This is a genomic window from Leptolyngbya iicbica LK (assembly GCF_004212215.1).
Taxonomy (GTDB): domain Bacteria; phylum Cyanobacteriota; class Cyanobacteriia; order Phormidesmidales; family Phormidesmidaceae; genus Halomicronema; species Halomicronema iicbica.
Genome location: NZ_QVFV01000001.1, coordinates 192641 through 208781, shown reverse-complemented (window position 1 = coordinate 208781; position 16141 = coordinate 192641). Strand labels below are relative to the sequence as shown.

Annotated in this window: 17 protein-coding genes; 5 read left to right on the top strand and 12 right to left on the bottom strand. The window is 55.7% G+C overall.

Features of this window, described 5'->3' with window-relative positions:
- The first annotated feature begins 8 nt into the window (after window positions 1–8).
- From DYY88_RS00860 to DYY88_RS00850, 3 genes are all read left to right on the top strand, one after another.
- Window positions 9–335, top strand: a complete 327-nt coding sequence (locus DYY88_RS00860) for a hypothetical protein (RefSeq protein ID WP_039724722.1) — start codon at window positions 9–11, stop codon at window positions 333–335.
- Between the two features lie 276 nt (window positions 336–611).
- Window positions 612–947: a photosystem II reaction center protein Psb28 gene (gene psb28 / locus DYY88_RS00855; protein WP_039724723.1), complete on the top strand. Its 336-nt coding sequence runs from the start codon at window positions 612–614 to the stop codon at window positions 945–947.
- 5 nt (window positions 948–952) lie between these two features.
- Window positions 953–1453 carry a MogA/MoaB family molybdenum cofactor biosynthesis protein gene (locus DYY88_RS00850; protein WP_039724724.1) on the top strand — a complete coding sequence of 167 codons (501 nt, stop codon included), beginning with the start codon at window positions 953–955 and terminating at the stop codon, window positions 1451–1453.
- A 111-nt stretch (window positions 1454–1564) separates the two neighbouring features.
- Here DYY88_RS00850 and thiS read toward each other — a convergent pair whose 3' ends face one another.
- The 10 genes from thiS to DYY88_RS00805 all read right to left on the bottom strand — a co-directional run bounded on the left by thiS (window position 1565) and on the right by DYY88_RS00805 (window position 11170).
- Window positions 1565–1807, bottom strand: coding sequence for a sulfur carrier protein ThiS (gene thiS / locus DYY88_RS00845; protein WP_367889245.1), 243 nt, complete (start codon window positions 1805–1807; stop codon window positions 1565–1567).
- Window positions 1808–1820: 13 nt separating this feature from the next.
- Window positions 1821–2879 carry a thiamine phosphate synthase gene (locus DYY88_RS00840; RefSeq protein WP_039724726.1) on the bottom strand — a complete coding sequence of 353 codons (1059 nt, stop codon included), beginning with the start codon at window positions 2877–2879 and terminating at the stop codon, window positions 1821–1823.
- Between the two features lie 137 nt (window positions 2880–3016).
- On the bottom strand, window positions 3017–3517 hold the full coding sequence (locus DYY88_RS00835) for a pentapeptide repeat-containing protein (protein ID WP_039724727.1): 501 nt from the start codon (window positions 3515–3517) through the stop codon (window positions 3017–3019).
- A gap of 120 nt (window positions 3518–3637) precedes the next feature.
- Window positions 3638–4600, bottom strand: coding sequence for a prolyl aminopeptidase (pip, locus tag DYY88_RS00830; protein WP_367889244.1), 963 nt, complete (start codon window positions 4598–4600; stop codon window positions 3638–3640).
- 163 nt (window positions 4601–4763) lie between these two features.
- Window positions 4764–6218, bottom strand: coding sequence for an Asp-tRNA(Asn)/Glu-tRNA(Gln) amidotransferase subunit GatA (gatA, locus tag DYY88_RS00825; RefSeq protein ID WP_039724728.1), 1455 nt, complete (start codon window positions 6216–6218; stop codon window positions 4764–4766).
- 488 nt (window positions 6219–6706) lie between these two features.
- Window positions 6707–7711 carry a diguanylate cyclase domain-containing protein gene (locus DYY88_RS00820; RefSeq protein WP_052288144.1) on the bottom strand — a complete coding sequence of 335 codons (1005 nt, stop codon included), beginning with the start codon at window positions 7709–7711 and terminating at the stop codon, window positions 6707–6709.
- 15 nt (window positions 7712–7726) lie between these two features.
- The gene (locus DYY88_RS23890) at window positions 7727–7882 is read right to left on the bottom strand and encodes a hypothetical protein (RefSeq protein WP_163685885.1); all 156 of its coding nucleotides are present in this window, start codon (window positions 7880–7882) and stop codon (window positions 7727–7729) included.
- Between the two features lie 37 nt (window positions 7883–7919).
- Window positions 7920–8363, bottom strand: a complete 444-nt coding sequence (locus DYY88_RS00815; RefSeq protein ID WP_236146263.1) for a VOC family protein — start codon at window positions 8361–8363, stop codon at window positions 7920–7922.
- A 269-nt stretch (window positions 8364–8632) separates the two neighbouring features.
- On the bottom strand, window positions 8633–8905 hold the full coding sequence (locus DYY88_RS00810) for a GIY-YIG nuclease family protein (RefSeq protein ID WP_039724986.1): 273 nt from the start codon (window positions 8903–8905) through the stop codon (window positions 8633–8635).
- Window positions 8906–8983: 78 nt separating this feature from the next.
- Window positions 8984–11170: a CHASE2 domain-containing protein gene (locus DYY88_RS00805; RefSeq protein ID WP_084606899.1), complete on the bottom strand. Its 2187-nt coding sequence runs from the start codon at window positions 11168–11170 to the stop codon at window positions 8984–8986.
- A gap of 377 nt (window positions 11171–11547) precedes the next feature.
- On the opposite strand from DYY88_RS00805, the gene DYY88_RS00800 reads away from it, so the two are divergent.
- Together DYY88_RS00800 and DYY88_RS24810 are read left to right on the top strand one after the other, a co-directional pair.
- Window positions 11548–12408 (top strand): TerC family protein, encoded by an 861-nt coding sequence (locus DYY88_RS00800; RefSeq protein ID WP_044150269.1) that lies wholly within the window; start codon window positions 11548–11550, stop codon window positions 12406–12408.
- A 558-nt stretch (window positions 12409–12966) separates the two neighbouring features.
- Complete coding sequence (locus tag DYY88_RS24810) at window positions 12967–13089, top strand: hypothetical protein (protein ID WP_302849218.1); 123 nt, start codon at window positions 12967–12969, stop codon at window positions 13087–13089.
- Window positions 13090–13224: 135 nt separating this feature from the next.
- On the opposite strand, the gene DYY88_RS00795 is transcribed toward DYY88_RS24810, so the two are convergent.
- Complete coding sequence (locus tag DYY88_RS00795; RefSeq protein WP_039724731.1) at window positions 13225–14205, bottom strand: alpha/beta hydrolase; 981 nt, start codon at window positions 14203–14205, stop codon at window positions 13225–13227.
- 197 nt (window positions 14206–14402) lie between these two features.
- Entirely contained in the window at window positions 14403–15932 is a 1530-nt protein-coding gene (locus tag DYY88_RS00790) for a YifB family Mg chelatase-like AAA ATPase (protein ID WP_039724990.1), read from the bottom strand.
- Between the last annotated feature and the right edge of the window lie 209 nt (window positions 15933–16141).

Below are 16141 nucleotides of genomic sequence, written 5' to 3'. Positions count from 1 at the left end.
TGAGAAATATGTCTGTAGCTGCGTTCACCGCTACTAACGATTACGAGATTCGGTACGAGATTCAGCCCTGGGCCGGACAAATCAGGCTGCGATTGTGGGAGCCTGCGGTGACGATCGAGCGCCCGACCGAGCAGGTGCAACCTTACCTATACCTCGCAAATTTCAGCTTTGGCACCGTGGCCGAAGCCGAAGCCTATCTCCGCAACCACCTGCTGAGCAATGGCGCCTTTGACGTGCCGGAAAGCAACTTTCCCTCAGCAGGGGCGGTGGCCATCTTGCCCTATCCCACTTGGGGGACTGATGCCGTTGAGAGCCCCCCGCAGCTGGATGGCTGAGAGCACAAATCCTTTATGACAGGGGAGTGCATGACGAAAACCGCAACTGGGATTGCGCATCGTTTCGGTGATTGCTTGTTCACAGACGCCTAACCTTGTGGGCATCCTTCAGTCGCCTGACCAGTGACTTTGAACGACCGGCGATTCACGGCGATTCACAACTTGTGACACGCACGACTGCGGCACTGATGGTTTCTGCCCAACGGCAGATCTAAATCAGTGCTTAAAGTGAGAGGATAGGAGATTATTGTTTGTAAAAAAATCGGCTATTGATCTATGGCGCGTATTGAATTTGCTCGTGGCGTTGCGGAAGAAGTTATTCCTGATGTGCGCTTGACAAGAGCTCCTGACGGGAGTGATGGCACTGCGACTTTTTACTTCGACCATCCCAAAGCCCTCTCGGAAGATGAAGGGGTCGAGATTACGGGCATGTACATGGTGGACGAAGAAGGCGAGATTTCCACTCGGGAAGTCAAAGGTAAGTTTATCGACGGTAAGCCTGCTGGCATTGAAGTGCTGTATGTCATGAAGGACGAAATGGAGTGGGAACGGTTCATGCGGTTTATGAATCGCTACGCTGAGCAAAATGGCTTGGGCTTTACCAAGAGCTAACTGCCATGCCACAGCCCCATCCTGATGCTGCGATCGCGGTGAAATGTGCCGTGTTGACGGTCAGTGATACACGCACGCCCGATGTGGACAAAAGCGGTAACGTGATCACCGAGCGTCTGTCACGTCGTCGGCATCAGGTGGTGGCCTATAACTTGGTGAAAGATGAGCCCGAGCAGGTGCGGCGGCAAATTCTGACCTGGGTAGCCGTGCCTAACATTGAGGCGATCTTGGTGAATGGGGGCACGGGCATTGCGCCGCGCGATACCACTTATGAGGCGATCGCGGGCTTGCTAACCAAAACGTTGCCCGGCTTTGGTGAACTGTTTCGGATGCTGAGCTACGAGCAAATCGGCTCGCGGGCGATGGCTTCACGGGCGATCGCGGGCGTTTGCAAATCTACCCTGATCTTTTCGATGCCCGGTTCGAGCAAGGCTGTGGAACTCGCGATGAGCAAACTCATCTTGCCTGAGTTGATTCACCTCACGACTCAGATGCGGGGGGAGTAAGGGCGTTACTGATCAATAGCAGCCCCAATTGTTGGGGCTGGTTTGGGCCGGTTATTTCAGCGCATAGCCCTAAAATCTTGGGGATCGGGCTGTCTTTTGTGGGCGATGCTCCTAACCGCCGCCCACGATGGTGACAATCTCTAAGCGATCGCCCGCCTGCAAATACGTTTCTTCCCAAAACTGGCGATGCAAAATTTCGCCGTTATATTCCACTGCCACCAGTCGCGGATTGAGGCCGATTTGCTGGAGGTAGTCCGGCAGCAGGGTTTGGGCGGCGCATTCTGCCGCTTCGCCATTCACTTGTAGTTGAATCACCTGAGACATCTCAACACACACAATCAAAGAAATTTTCAAATACAGGTGCCGGTTAGGCTCGAGCGTGCGGGGGCGCGGCTCGCAACCGTGCGATGAGGTTTTGGCTCACCGCTGTCGGATTTTCGGCCTGCATCAACGCCCGAACGATGGCCACGCGATCGCCCCCAGCGGCCATCACTTCATCCAGATTTTGCGCGTCAATGCCGCCAATGGCAAAGAAAGGCACTGGGGAATTCGCGGCAGCATAGCGGACATAGTCGAGTCCCGCAGCGGCTTTGCCTGGCTTGGTTGGGGTCGCATATACGGGACCCACGCCGATGTAATCCGCCCCTTCTGCCAAGGCTTTGGCCATCTCTTCGGGGTTGGTGGTGGAGCGGCCAATAATGCGATCGCTGCCCAATAGCTGCCGTGCCGTGGCAATGGGGAGATCTTGTTGGCCCAAGTGGACGCCGTCCGCCTCGACCGCGAGGGCCAGATCGACGCGATCATTGATCAAAAACAGCGCACCGTACTGGTGGCACAAGTCTTTGAGTTGCTGGGCGATGACGATGCGATCGCAATCATTGCCGGTCTTTTCGCGATACTGCACCAGCGGTAAGCCGCCTTGCAACGCCGCTTCCACCACCGCCACGATATTGGGCGCTGGGGACGTGACCAGATACAGCTGCGCCTGTTGCAGTTGCTGAAACCGCTGGTGGCCCATGATTTCACTTTCCAGCGTATAGATTTGATATCGCCACTGTTTGCACGCGGCGGCGAAATCAGCCTGATGCAGCTTGCCAAACTCTTCCAGCGATCGCAGCGCTTCCTCGACTCGACAAAAATTCGCCTGGAGTACCTGAGTCACACTGGTGCGACGCTGCTCTTGGGGATGCGTAATCGAAGTCCCCGTATCGTTGGGCGTATCGCGAGCAGCCCGTAAATCTGCTGTGTGCCACTGCCCCAGACTTTGTCGCAGATGCTTGAGTTTGTCCGTCAAGTCGTGATGATTCAGCCCAAAGCGACACCAATCTTCCAGCACTCGCAGTCCTTCGCGGGCGCGATCGAGATTCGCATCCAAAATGCGCCGCACAGGCAGCTCAGTCGTAGCGGAGGATAAGGGGGGATTCATCTAGTGCTGCGAAATAAATTTGAGGGTGAGGAGACAAACGGTTTAGGGGGTTGATGCCGCTGCGACATTGGGTTTCCTGCTCACGTTCCCAAGAGGGACAGGGCGGCGATCGTCCCCCAGCGACGAACGGCTGTTGCTCAAGGACAATACAGCGTATCGCGGGTGTTGCGCCCGGTGACGGGATTGGTGCCCGCTGCGACTTCGCACAATTGGCGGTTGGTTTTGGGATCTAACAGAACATCCGTAAAATCGGCCCCTTCAATAATCGCGTCGCTAAAGTCGGTGTCAAAGGCATAGGCCCCTTCAAGGATGGCGTTGGTTAAGTTAGCGCGAATGAAGCGAGCGCCGTCCAGGGTGGCCCCGGTCATGTTGGCCCCCGTCATATTGGCTTGACTCAAGGTCGTATCAAACAGTCGGGCGCCTCGAAAATCGGTGCCTTGTAAGTCGGCATTGGCCAAATCGGCACGGGTAAAATCATCGCCCCGGAAATCGCGATGGGCAAATTCTGCATAGCGGAGGCTTTGGCGATCGTAGCTCTCGGCGTAAACGGAAGGCACGGCAACCCCCCAAACCGTGATTAAAAGTACGATCCCCACGAGTAGGCGGCGGACGATCGCGCTCACAGGCAGCGTTTTCATGACATCTACTGGAGATTCTTGAGTTAACACTTGTGATCCTACAGGGCGGTCGGCACAGGTGGAAGCGTCCGCACGGTGGAAATGACATCAACCCTTTAATGAGGGCAATGCTGGACGGCACTACAGTTCGGCAAAGCGATCACTAGCCTGAATTAACGCATCAACGATGCCGGGTTCCGTGGCGGAGTGGCCAGCGTCAGGCACCACAATAAACTCCGCTTCGGGCCAAGCACGGTGCAGCTCCCACGCCGTTTTCATCGGGCAGACAACATCGTAGCGTCCCTGCACAATCACACCGGGAATCGATCGCACGCGATCGGCCTGGGCAATCAATTGATTGGGCTGCTCAAAGAAACCGTGGTTCATAAAGTAGTGGCACTCGATGCGGGCAAAGGCGATCGCAAACTCCGCCTCGCCAAACCGTTCCATCAGCGCCACATCGGGAATCAGCTTGCTCGTACTGGCTTCCCAAATCGACCAGGCCCGGGCCGCTTCCAGCCGCACTTGAGGATCGGCGTCGGTCAAGCGGCGATAGTAGGCTGACAGCAGATCATCCCGCTCCTCAGGGGGAATGGGCGCGAGGTACGTCTCCCACGCATCGGGGAACACATAGCTGGCCCCAGATTGATAAAACCAGTGAATCTCTTCGGGGCGCAGGGTAAAGATGCCCCGCAAAATCAAGCCTCGACAGCGATCTGGATGAGTCTGGGCATAGGCCAAGGCCAACGTGCTGCCCCAACTGCCGCCAAAGACGACCCAAGCCTCAATGCCAAAGTGCTCGCGAATGGTTTCGATGTCTTCGACCAAGTGCCAGGTGGTATTTTCGGCGAGCTCGGCATGGGGCCGACTGCGGCCACAGCCCCGCTGGTCAAACAAAATAATGCGCCATTTTTGCGGATCAAAAAACTGGCGATACAGGGGTACCGTGCCGCCGCCCGGCCCGCCATGCAAAAAAATGACGGGTTTCCCATTGGGATTGCCCGCCGCTTCGACGTAAAGGGTGTGGCGCTCAGAGACGGGTAAGTAATGCGTGTAATCCGGCTCAAGGGGGGGATACAGTCCCCGCAGTTCAGAAGAAGTCACGGCTTAGCCATTCCAAAGGTTGAGTGTTAACGATGATCTCAAGCTGGCAACCAATGGGCGATCGCTGCGTAGATGAGCAGCGCTTGAGGGGACGCGTCCCTGGTGCTCTATCCGGGGCAATTGCTATCGGCCAAGGAATAGGGACGCGTCCCCTAGCAGCTCGTTAGCCCAAACTTGGGGTTTTAGTATGCCAGTCGGTGGCTTGCTCGTAGGCGTAGGCCATTTCGAACAGCGTTTGCTCTTGCAGCACATTACCGATGAGCTGCAGGCCGATGGGCAGCCCCGCTGCATCAAACCCACAGGGAATGCTGATGCCCGGGAGACCCGCGAGATTGACGGGAATGGTCATCAGGTCAGACAGGTACATGCTGATGGGGTCATCCACTTTCGAGCCAGCGGTAAAGGCCGTCGTTGGCGACGTCGGACACACCAGCGCATCCACTTCTTGAAAGGCCGCTTCAAAATCTTGCTTGATCAGCGTGCGGACTTTTTGCGCTTTGAGGTAGTAGGCGTCGTAGTAGCCCGCCGACAGCGCATAGGTGCCGATCATGATGCGGCGCTTGACTTCGGCCCCAAAGCCCGCGGCTCGCGTTTTGGTGTACATCGAGACGAGGCTACTCTCTTCGGCTCTCGCCCCATATTTCACGCCGTCGTAGCGGGCCAGGTTTGACGACGCTTCCGATGGGGCGATGATGTAGTAGCTGGGTAAGCCGTAACGGAAACGCGGCAGGGAAAGGGTTTTTACGGTGGCCCCGAGGGCTTCGTATTGGGCGATCGCTGCCTTGACCGCTTCATCCACCACGGGGTCTAACCCTTCGCCAAAGGTTTCTTGAATGATGCCGATGGTGCGCCCTTTGCAGTCCAGCCCCGGCTGCAGATTTTGGGTGTAGTCAGGAATCTCGACATTGAGACTAGTGGAATCTTTGGGATCATGTCCGGCGATCGCCTGCAACACGATGGCGGCATCTTCTACCGTGCGGCTGAGAGGGCCAATTTGGTCTAACGAGGAAGCATAAGCGACCAGCCCGTACCGGGAAACCAAACCGTAAGTCGGCTTGAGACCCACCACCCCACAGAGGGACGCCGGTTGGCGAATGGAGCCCCCAGTGTCGGAACCCAAGGCCACGGGACATTCATCCGCTGCCACTGCCGCCGCCGAGCCGCCAGAAGAGCCACCGGGCACCCGGCTAGGATCCCACGGATTCCCCGTCACCTGATAAGCCGAGTTTTCGGTCGAGCTGCCCATGGCAAACTCATCTAGATTGGTTTTACCCAGAGCGATCGTGCCCGCTTCTACCAGCCGTTGGGTGACGGTCGATTCGTAGGGTGGCACGAAGTTTTCCAATACTTTGGAAGCGCAGGTGGTGCGGACGCCTTGGGTGCAGAGGTTGTCCTTCAAGCCGATGGGGATGCCTTCCAGCAAGCCGATGTCTTCGCCCGCCGCAATTTTTTGGTCAATGGCCTGAGCTTGAGCGATCGCGGTTGCTTCCGTCACGGTCAAAAAGCTGTGTAGCTTGGGCTCTAGCGTCTTGATGCGCTCTAAATAAGCTTGGGTAATCTCGACGGCAGAGCGTTCTTTTTGCGTGAGTTGACGATGTAACTCGCGAATCAGCGACATAACTGGCCTCAGGGTGCGCTTGCAATAGCGGAAGCATTAACAACCTACCAGTATAGGAAAGGACGGCGTCGCTCACCGGATGATTTCGAAGCAATGGGGCGATCACCAAGAATTGCATCGTGTGCTTCCGGTGCACTGCACAAGTGCGGCGCTCAACCACGCTCTCAGAAATTGCGGGAATAGCGTTGCATCGCTGCTATAGCAATTCGCAGTCAGGTGCCGAGAGCCCAAAAGTTTAAAGTATGGGCATTGAATCGAAGTGTGGACAGCCGAGACGGCTGTCCTGGGGCAAGCAAGATGCTTGCTCAACAAAACTTGGGTTGGATTGATTTGAAAAAGCCTGCTTCTTAACCTAATCCCCTCGTTTTTCCATCAAATCAATGAACGGAGCGATCTGCGCAACGCATAGAAATGGCAAGTAAGAGGCGGCTAGCGATCTCGCCGCGATCGCCAGCCTGGATCAACCACCCTCCACGGGATAACCCCGCTTATCGTTTGGTTTCAGGCGTGGTTGAGTAAAGGCTATACGCTTCATCACGGTTCGCTTTAGCGCGATACATCGCGCGGTCAGCGTCGTGCAAAATTTGCTCTGGCGTTTGGTGTCGGGTCGGGTCACTCAAAACGACCCCGATACTCAGATCTAAGGAGACCTCTGTCTGAGTTAACTCAAAGCTCGGCTGCAGCTTGGCCAAGAGCGTTTCGACCTGGGCGATCGCTTGGGCGGCCGAGTCTACCTGAGACATTACCACCACAAACTCATCGCCACTAAATCGAGATACGACATCTTGGTCATCTACCACCTGCCGGAGTCGTTCGGCAATCTGCATCAGCAACTGGTCACCGACAAAATGACCATAGGCGGCATTGATCTGCTGGAAGCGATCGCAGTCACAAAACAGGACCGCAAACTGATAAGTCGGATCCGTTTGAATGCCTTCCAACAACCGTTGCAGCGACTCCATCAGCAGGTCTCGATTGGCTAGCCCCGTCAGACTGTCATGATGAGCCGCCTGCATAAGCTGCATATTGGCAATTTCCAGAGCTTTAGTGCGTTCTTTAACGAGCTGCTGCATCTGCAAGAGACTCTGTCGGGCCAGCACTTGGCTCCGCACCCGCACCAACACCTCCGCCATATGAAACGGCTTGGTAATGTAGTCCACGCCGCCGATTTCAAACGCCCTGACTTTATCGAAGGGGTCACTCAACGCGCTGAGAAAAATCACCGGAATGGCCGCCGTGATGGGATCGGCTTTCAACCGCTGACACAAGGTGTAGCCATCCACCTCTGGCATATTGATATCCAGCAAAATAATGTCGGGCAACAGCGCCTGCACTGCGGCACTTGCCATCTCCGCATTCACGGCTTTGCGAACGCTGTAGCCATTGGTTTCCAAGATTTCTGCCAGCAGCAAAATGTTTTCGACGGTGTCATCGACGATCAACACATCCGCTTGAAAAGGCGCACCGAAGACGGTTTGCAGGGACTCACTCATAAGCCAAGTTCAGATTTACCAACAATCACCCCGAAATATCCCCCAGCGACGGTCGGTTAACGGATCAGTAAAGCTCGATGCCAGGGAATTGTTCCCCTCCGCCCGCCACTTGGGCAGCGTTGCGACTACCTGTAGACAATAAGCCGGAATGCAGCGGGTCGGATGAGCCATTGCTGGACTCATCCTAAAGGGCAGTGGCGCGATCTCGTTAGTGAGCCTCACCCACCTGACTATGGGCTACTTCGCCAAAGATGGCTTGGGGATTGCAGTAATACTTGAATTCCAGCAGGTTGTAGAAGGGATCTTCTAAAAAGAAGGTGCGATGCTCTAATGGTGAACCGGGAAAACGACGTTTGGGCTGTTGAAACAGTTTGAGCCCTTGCTCAACAGCCCGGTTGAGTAATGCATCAAAGTCTGCTTCGGCCAAAAACACCAGGCCAAAGTGGCGGGGATAAATGCCCTTTTGGGGCGTTAAATCATCGGTGGTGTGGGCCACAATCTGATGATTATAAAGATTGAGAATAATGGAATTGGGGGACTCACGCCCGGCCTCGCAGCCCAGCCCGTCGACATAAAACGATTTGGTGGTGGGAATATCGGCTACGGGAAAAGCCAAATGAAATAAAACGGGGGCTTGGGTAGATTCCATCATGAGCCATTGACTACTACGTGAGCAACAGAATTGGCGAGGGTCGTGCCTCGCTCAATCAGACACCTTCATCTTAGAGACATCTGAGAGTATCCTGGCAGGCCAGTCTGGTTAGCGATCGCCGCAAGGTCAGGGAGTTGCTTGAAAATATAGCAATCCGCAGTCAGGTGCCGAGAGCCCAAAAGTTTCAAGCATGGGAATTTAATCTAAGTGTGGACAGCCGTCTCGGCTGTCCCGAAGCAGGCAAGATGCCTGCCCGACAAAACATCGTCTCAGGCTTCCGGTTGGCGGGCTTTGTTAATATCTTTGGCAAAGAGCTTGCGACCGCGCAGCTGCGGGTCCGTGTTGATTTCTTGGGGCGTGTGAAAGGTGAAGCGGCGATCTCCTCGATGCTTGGCCCATTCAGCCTGAATGGTCGGCTCTGGAAATTTGCCCTGCTCTAGTTGCTCTAGCATTTTGGGCCAGCGTGTTTTGAGGTGTTTCACCTCACCGACGTACAAGCGCACTGTGCCAAAATTAGCGACGGCGTAAATTTTGGAGGCCATCTTGCGACCCATGGATAGGTTGACTTCGAGCTTGTCTCAAGACTCGCCTTGCGTCCGAGTGAGACATATCAAGTAATATTAGTCTCTTGGGAACCCGACGTCAGCCCACAAAGCAGCCGACGAACGTTTATCTGCGGTGTAGTTTTGAATCAGTGCTGCCGCGATCGCGCTCCCGGCAAACGTCATGACCGCAGGCACCACGGGTAGCCAGCCGGCTTGAGTCGCGACGGCTGCAGGTACCGCAAGCAACACGACACCACCGACCCCTAAACCTAATCCTAAGACTCGTAGACGCTGACCCTGACGCCCCAATATTACCCCGCCCGTTGCGCCCACCATAATCCACAACAGCTCAACCGCTTCTGGTACGGCCCACGGCAGCGGTTGCGCATCGAGCGCCGCCGACAAAATTTGGCTCGTTGCATGGGCGTGGAGCATGACGCCAGACATTAAAAAGTCGGTTTCAGCCGTGGCACTGTAAGGGGTCAGAAAGAAGTCTTTGGCCGAAGCGGCTGTCGTTCCGATGAGGATGACGCGATCGCGAATCATCTCCGCCTGAAACTGGCCATCCAACATTTCTCCCAAGGTGATTGTGGGGATGGTATCGCGCGCGCCCCGATATTGCAGCAAGAGCTGATAACCGGCGGCATCGAGCTGGCGATAGCCGCCAAAGTTGGGGGTGAGTGGCACAAAAGTGGCCTCGTTGAGCGCCAGATACTCAGCATTCACGTCACTGGCCCGAGGCACAATGCCCCGTGGCTGCAGGTAGGCGAGGGACAACCGCAACGCTAATGAATAAAAGATTTCGGTGTCGGGGCGATCATCCACGGTTGCGTAAATGAGACTGCGGCGCACCACCCCATCGGCATCCACCGGAAAGTCATTGAAGCCGACTCGGTCGGGGGGCACCCCGCGCGGGGCGGGAATTTGTTCTGACCGACTGCTGCCCAACTGGCGAATCGCCACCACATTATCGGCAGTTAGCGCCGCGAGCAGTTGTTCGTGGCCGTCACCTTGGGGAATGTCGCGATACAAATCCAGCCCAATCACGGCGGGATCATAGGTTTGTAGCGTGGTGATGAGTTCAGCTAAGACGGCATCACTCGGCGTCGGTTGTTGTAGCTGCATCAAATCGGCTTCGGTGATTTCGACCACCAACAGGCGATCGTCCACAGGTGGCAGCGGTTGGCGCTGCACCCACTGGTCGTGCAGCCACAGTTCGATGGGTACCCAACCCCCCAGTTGGCGAATCAGCAGAACGATCGCCCCAATCAGCACCGCCGCGATCGCCTGTCGCCCCGCCTGCACTTGCCACCCCCCTGGCGGCGAGTCCGATGGTGACAATTCTGTCGGCGCTATTGCCGTTGCCGAGGGGATCGCTAACGTCTGATAATGGGCCAGATCCGCTAAAGCGGCGGCAGCCGAGGGATAACGTTGATAAATCGAGACGTGGGTCAACCGATTTAAGAACACCCTTAACCCTTCATGGACGGTGGGGGCGCTGTCAGTCCATTGCAGTTCACCCGTGACGGGATTTTCCGGTAATTCCGTCGGCGATCGCCCGGTTAACCCGCGAATCACCGTCATCCCCAACGAATACAGATCGCTGCTGTAGCGAGGCCGTCCCGCCATTTGTTCGGGCGCAGCATAGCCCTGGGTGCCAATACTCACGGTGAACTTTTCGCTGGGGGTGGTGCTTAATTCTGTCGTGATTTCCTTCACCGCACCAAAGTCGATCAAGACGTATTGCCCATCGGCGCGGCGGCGCATCAAGTTGCTGGGCTTAATATCGCGATGCACCACCTGTGCTTGGTGAATGAAGACCAAAATTTGCAACACCGCCGTCAATAACTGCACGGCCTCGGCCTCACTGAAGCGCCCCTGCTGCTGAAACCGCTCGCTCAGCGCCTCGCCATCCACAAACTCCTGCACCAAATAAAACTCGCCCTCGACCTCAAAGGCATCTAGCAACGTGGGAATCGCCGGATGCTTCCCCAGCCGTCGCATGACTTGCACTTCTGATTGAAACAATCGTCTGGCAGTGGCCAAAAACTGGGTTGAGGTGTCGGTTGGCATGAGGTGCTTGATCACGCAGCGCATCTGCGATCGCTGCTCATCAACCGCCAGATAGGTTTGGGCAAAGCCCCCCTGCCCCAAGGGATGCAGCACCTTGTATCGTTCGTTTAGCCACTGCTCAGTCATCAACTCCGACTTTCCCATCAATTGCCATTGCCGAACAGGATGACCACCACAGGCAATGCCCATGCGCTCCTAATTACTAGCCCCGTCCCTACCGTCCAAATACGACTGCCGTGCATCTGTCCGATCGCGCGATCGCGGCTCACCTTCCCAAGTATCTCCATTGATAGCGCAGCCGCTTCAGATCGGGCAGTCCCCACACCACAGTCTTCGACCCCAAAATTAAACTTCCTGATTTTTGCGGTTGACCGATCAAGTCACTAGCCCAGGGTTGATACCCTATGATCTGCCACGCCCGTTCAGTAGATGTTTTATGCTGGTAAAGGCCACATCTAGACTTGATCCCTAACGCTCATCAGCGAGAGCAGCTGATCGCAGTCTGCGATGGCTCCGGCAGCGACTTTGGTCTCAGGCTTACCCATTTCTAAAATCATTATTTGAGAATGCTGGATCGTTTACTCGATATATCTACTAATTTTGGCATTGACACCTTGTTGCTGCTGCCGGTGTTGATTGCGCTGGAGGCCGTGTTGTCGGCGGATAATGCGATCGCCCTGGCCGCGATCGCGCAGGGACTAGAGTCAGAAAAGCAACAGCAGCGGGCGTTGAATGTTGGGCTGGTGGCCGCATTCGTACTCCGGATGCTACTGATCTTGACCGCGTCTTGGGTGCTGCGATTTTGGCAATTTGAAGTGGCGGGGGCCGCTTATCTACTGTGGTTGGTTTATCAGCATTTCACGTCGACAGAAGACGAGCAACATCATCACCATGGCCCTCGGTTTGCCTCCGTCTGGCAAGCGATTCCAACGATTGCGTTAACGGATCTGGCGTTTTCTCTAGATAGTGTGACGACTGCGATCGCCCTCTCCCGCGATGTTTGGGTGGTGTTGCTGGGGGGCAGCATCGGCATCCTCACCTTGCGCTTTATGGCGCAGCTCTTCATCCGCTGGCTCGACGAATACGAACATCTTGAAGATGCGGGGTTTATCACCGTCGCGTTTGTAGGCTTGCGATTACTGCTGCGCGTTGCTAATGACAGCTGGGTGCCTCCGCAATGGCTGATGATTTTGCTAATCGCCGGCGTCTTTGCCTGGGGCTTTTCTAAGAAAACTCAAACCGCACAAACTCCAGCCGCTGATGAGTCCGACCCTGACTCCGCTATTGCCGCTCATGCGAACGGTCATCACACCTCGACTACCGGCGACCGGGCCACGCATGCCTCCGAATCCGCCACTCAGGTAGAGACTCCGCGCCAACCGGCGGGGGTGACGAGCCGCGATGATCAACCATCACAACTGGAATAAGGGTTGCGGCCAGACTGTGTAATGGGGCGTATAGCAATCTGCAGTCAGGTGCCGAGAGCCCAAAAGTTTAAAGTATGGGCATTGAATCGAAGTGTGGACAGCCGAGACGGCTGTCCTGGGGCCAGCAAGATGCTTGCTCAACAAAACTTGGGTTGGATTTGAAAAATCCTGCTTCCTAACCTAAGCCCCTCGTTTTTCCGTCAAATCAATGAACGGAGCGATCTGCGCAACGCTAGATCACTTCATGGCCCAGGCATTCATACTGCGCAAAGACTTTATGAGAAAAGTCAGAGGCAGATGAACTTTTGCCACGTTTTGTCTCGTTTGGCGACACCTGGTGAATACTATTTCACGGCAGGTAAATCTACGGTGGCAGCCCCTTAAAATCGGGATGTCAGCAATCAACTTTGCATCTGGCCTCATCGCTACAACCACCCATTGGGCTATTTCGGCAACCGCTGTTCACCGCTGTTGGCTGTGAATCTTGACCAGAGAGTAGGCCGATGCAACGCAAAGTTGCATCACTCCATGCCCCCCGGCATTTGGAGAGGAGGCATCATGAAACGCACTTCGGTTTTACCTTATTCCCTGACGCTGTATCCCCTTGTCAGAAACTTATTCCGCGACTCCGCTGTTTTAACATTTGCTTTTTTGGCCATCGCCTTCTTGATTTGTTTGTGAGAAGGCTCACTACAAAGCCAAAGCGGCAATCGACCCAGCGGCAAACTGCCAATTTTAGGAGCGCGATCTCGGCTCGTCAGTTACCCCTCCGCTCCCCGGTTGTATTTGGCTATCCATCCGGCCTGTATGGGGGCGCTATCGGCTCAACTTGAACTTGTTGGCGTGCTCAATGTAACGGCGCGCAGTCAAGTTGTCAGGACTTTGCCCTTGCAAGACGGCGATGACATCTCGCACCACCTGATCATTCGTCACGTGATAAGAGTGCTCTCTCAAGATCGAGACCAGGTCACTCACGTCCACCACAGCTACCTTATAGGGCAGTTGCCGGGGATAGCGCGGTCCACTTTGCCCTAACCGATCAGGATTGCCCTTGGTCACATCACTCACCGTGAGCGCCTGATCTTCGGTGTTGAAATAGACGGTCACTTGTTTGCCCAACTCAGGCAGCCGCGCAAATTTGTAATCGTGCTCAAACGCATCGTTATCTTCGTCGGCGGCGGTCAAGATAATGTTGTCAAATAATCGCGGCAAGATACGATTGCCGCTGAGCTTTTGTGTCTCTTGTAGGGCGTGGCGCAAGACGTAGTTGCCCATGCTGTGAGCCACGAGGTTGACCCGTTGCTGGCAGGGTTCCCCAGAGCTGGGATCGCGCAAAAACTCCGTCAACTTTTTCAATCCCCGGGCAAAGGCGTAGCCAGAGGCCTGGGCGTCGTGGCGATCGTCCTTGTAATCAAACAGTTCGCCATTGGAGGGCCAGGAAAACACGAATACGTTAGGGGTGTATTGGTTGTCTGACAAGGCCGCCAGCCGCGTTTTGAAATTGGCGGCCCCTTCTAAAGCCCCCTTAAACGTCACGTTAAAGCCATGAATTAGCAGAATGGAATCGAGCGACTGCGATCGCATTGTCTGTTGCAGATCTTGGAACAGCTTCATCGAGCCTTCCGCTTTCGTATCCGGCAGCAGTTGAATGCGGCTGGAATCGAGGGTGCCGTCAATCACCTCCGCCTGACCAAACCGCAAGTCCCCTAAGTCGGTTTCTGAAAAGCGATCGCCAAAATCAATCCCCTCAGCGTTCGGACTCAGGTTGCGGTTGGTGCCGAAATAGACCGTGACCATAGTATTTCCATCCCTCAATGACCCGATGACAGTCGGTGACCGCTGTGGATCGTGACGGGCCGACATTTTTAAAACATAGGCGCTTGGGGGAAGAGACACCGCTGCCTGACACAAAGCTTCAGGTCTGACGATTGGCGGGACCAACAGGCATTTCACCAAGGGCATAGCCAACGAGGCTCAGGCGGGCTTGCCGTGACTTACTGCATGCGATCGATGGTGCGGTATTGAATCGCTTCCGCGACGTGTTGGGCCTGCAAGCTGTCCGCATTATCCAGATCGGCAATGGTGCGAGCCACCTTGAGAATGCGATCGGTCGCGCGAGCGGATAGCCCTAACTTGCGCACGGCATTTTCCAATAAGCTCTGGGTCGTCGTATCGAGCGGACACCAGTGTCGCAAATGGCGGCTTTGCATATCGGCATTGCACTGTAGCGATGGTTCGGACTGAAAACGGGTGTGGGCGCGATCGCGGGCTTGCTCCACCCGAACTCGCACCTGTTCCGACGATTCGCCCTCACTGATGCGGGTCATCTCTTCGGGCTTCAGTCGCCCTACCACCACCTGCAAGTCAATCCGATCCATCAACGGGCCAGACAACCGTGCCCAATACTGTTCGCGACTGCGGGGACTACAGGTACAGGGCTGCACCGGGTCGCCATAGTAACCACACGGGCACGGATTCGTGCTGGAAATTAGCGTAAACTGGGCTGGAAACTCGACCGATTGGCGAGTGCGGGTAATGGTAACGAATCCGTCTTCTAAAGGCTGCCTAAGAAATTCCAGCACATCCCGTTTAAATTCAGTCATCTCGTCCAAAAACAGTACCCCACGGTGGGCCAACGAGATTTCCCCCGGCTTGGGAAAACTGCCGCCTCCGACGAGAGACGGGCCTGACGCCGAGTGATGCGGACTGCGAAACGGTCGACTGGTGACCAGACTTCCCTTTTCCTTCAACAGCCCCGCCACGGAATGGATTTGGGTCACTTCCAGCGCTTCTTCAAACGAGAGCGGTGGCAAAATGCTGGGCAGGCGGCGGGCCAGCATGGTTTTGCCGCTGCCAGGCGGCCCGACGAAGATGAGGTTATGACCACCGGCTGCGGCAATTTCGAGGGCACGACGGGCTTGAGCTTGACCTTTGACATCACGCAAGTCGAGCTGATTTTTGTGGGCGTTCGCGAGTTCTGCCTGGCCGTCGAGTTGGAAGGGTAAGTGTTGCTCCGGTTGGTTCAAGAAGTCGGCCATTTCGCTCAAATGCTTGAAGCCGTAGACCTCAAGGCCGGGCACGACGGCAGCCTCGCGAGCATTATCCGCCGGTACCACCACGCCTTTGATGCCCAGGGATTTAGCGGCAGCGGCGATCGCTAATACCCCCGCCACGGGACGCAACGTCCCATCCAGCGACAACTCGCCCATGAAGAGGAAATCATCCAACAAGTCAGGCTTCACCTGTTCAGTCGCGGCGAGAATCCCCACACTGATCGGTAAGTCAAAGCTGGGGCCTTCTTTGCGCAGGTCGGCTGGGGTCAGGTTAATCACGATTTTCCGCATGGGAAACGGAAAGCCTGAATTCTTTAGGGCCGCCCGGCAGCGTTCGCGCGATTCTTGCACAGCGGTATCGGGCAATCCCACCACCACCATCGTGGGCAAGCCCCCTGACAAGTCAACTTCGACCCCGACTTTGATGGCGTCGATGCCGACGATCGCGGCACTCCAGATTCTCGATAACATGACACCCTGACCCATGGTGATAGTAGGTCTAGCGTTCCCATATCGCTGCCTTCCGTTCAGGTGACAGTCGCCTAATCCTGGTTATCTTCAAGAGCGCTACAGATCCTTGAAGCCACAGGGGAGCGGGGGAGCAAGGGGGCAGCCTTGGTAGGCGCATTGGGAGGATTGGCTGGTGCTGGCTTTGTGGAGCCCGTGTCTGCGGTATCGGC

Excerpts from the sequence above, each read along its gene's own strand:
- DYY88_RS00860 (WP_039724722.1), top strand. The coding sequence starts at position 9 with ATGTCTGTAGCTGCGTTCACCGCTACTAACGATTACGAGATTCGGTAC.
- psb28 (WP_039724723.1), top strand. The coding sequence starts at position 612 with ATGGCGCGTATTGAATTTGCTCGTGGCGTTGCGGAAGAAGTTATTCCT.
- DYY88_RS00850 (WP_039724724.1), top strand. The coding sequence starts at position 953 with ATGCCACAGCCCCATCCTGATGCTGCGATCGCGGTGAAATGTGCCGTG.
- DYY88_RS00840 (WP_039724726.1), bottom strand. The coding sequence starts at position 2,879 with ATGAATCCCCCCTTATCCTCCGCTACGACTGAGCTGCCTGTGCGGCGC.
- DYY88_RS00835 (WP_039724727.1), bottom strand. The coding sequence starts at position 3,517 with ATGAAAACGCTGCCTGTGAGCGCGATCGTCCGCCGCCTACTCGTGGGG.
- gatA (WP_039724728.1), bottom strand. The coding sequence starts at position 6,218 with ATGTCGCTGATTCGCGAGTTACATCGTCAACTCACGCAAAAAGAACGC.
- DYY88_RS00820 (WP_052288144.1), bottom strand. The coding sequence starts at position 7,711 with ATGAGTGAGTCCCTGCAAACCGTCTTCGGTGCGCCTTTTCAAGCGGAT.
- DYY88_RS23890 (WP_163685885.1), bottom strand. The coding sequence starts at position 7,882 with ATGGCTCATCCGACCCGCTGCATTCCGGCTTATTGTCTACAGGTAGTC.
- DYY88_RS00815 (WP_236146263.1), bottom strand. The coding sequence starts at position 8,363 with ATGATGGAATCTACCCAAGCCCCCGTTTTATTTCATTTGGCTTTTCCC.
- DYY88_RS00810 (WP_039724986.1), bottom strand. The coding sequence starts at position 8,905 with ATGGCCTCCAAAATTTACGCCGTCGCTAATTTTGGCACAGTGCGCTTG.
- DYY88_RS00805 (WP_084606899.1), bottom strand. The coding sequence starts at position 11,170 with ATGGGCATTGCCTGTGGTGGTCATCCTGTTCGGCAATGGCAATTGATG.
- DYY88_RS00800 (WP_044150269.1), top strand. The coding sequence starts at position 11,548 with ATGCTGGATCGTTTACTCGATATATCTACTAATTTTGGCATTGACACC.
- DYY88_RS24810 (WP_302849218.1), top strand. The coding sequence starts at position 12,967 with ATGAAACGCACTTCGGTTTTACCTTATTCCCTGACGCTGTATCCCCTT.
- DYY88_RS00795 (WP_039724731.1), bottom strand. The coding sequence starts at position 14,205 with ATGGTCACGGTCTATTTCGGCACCAACCGCAACCTGAGTCCGAACGCT.
- DYY88_RS00790 (WP_039724990.1), bottom strand. The coding sequence starts at position 15,932 with ATGTTATCGAGAATCTGGAGTGCCGCGATCGTCGGCATCGACGCCATC.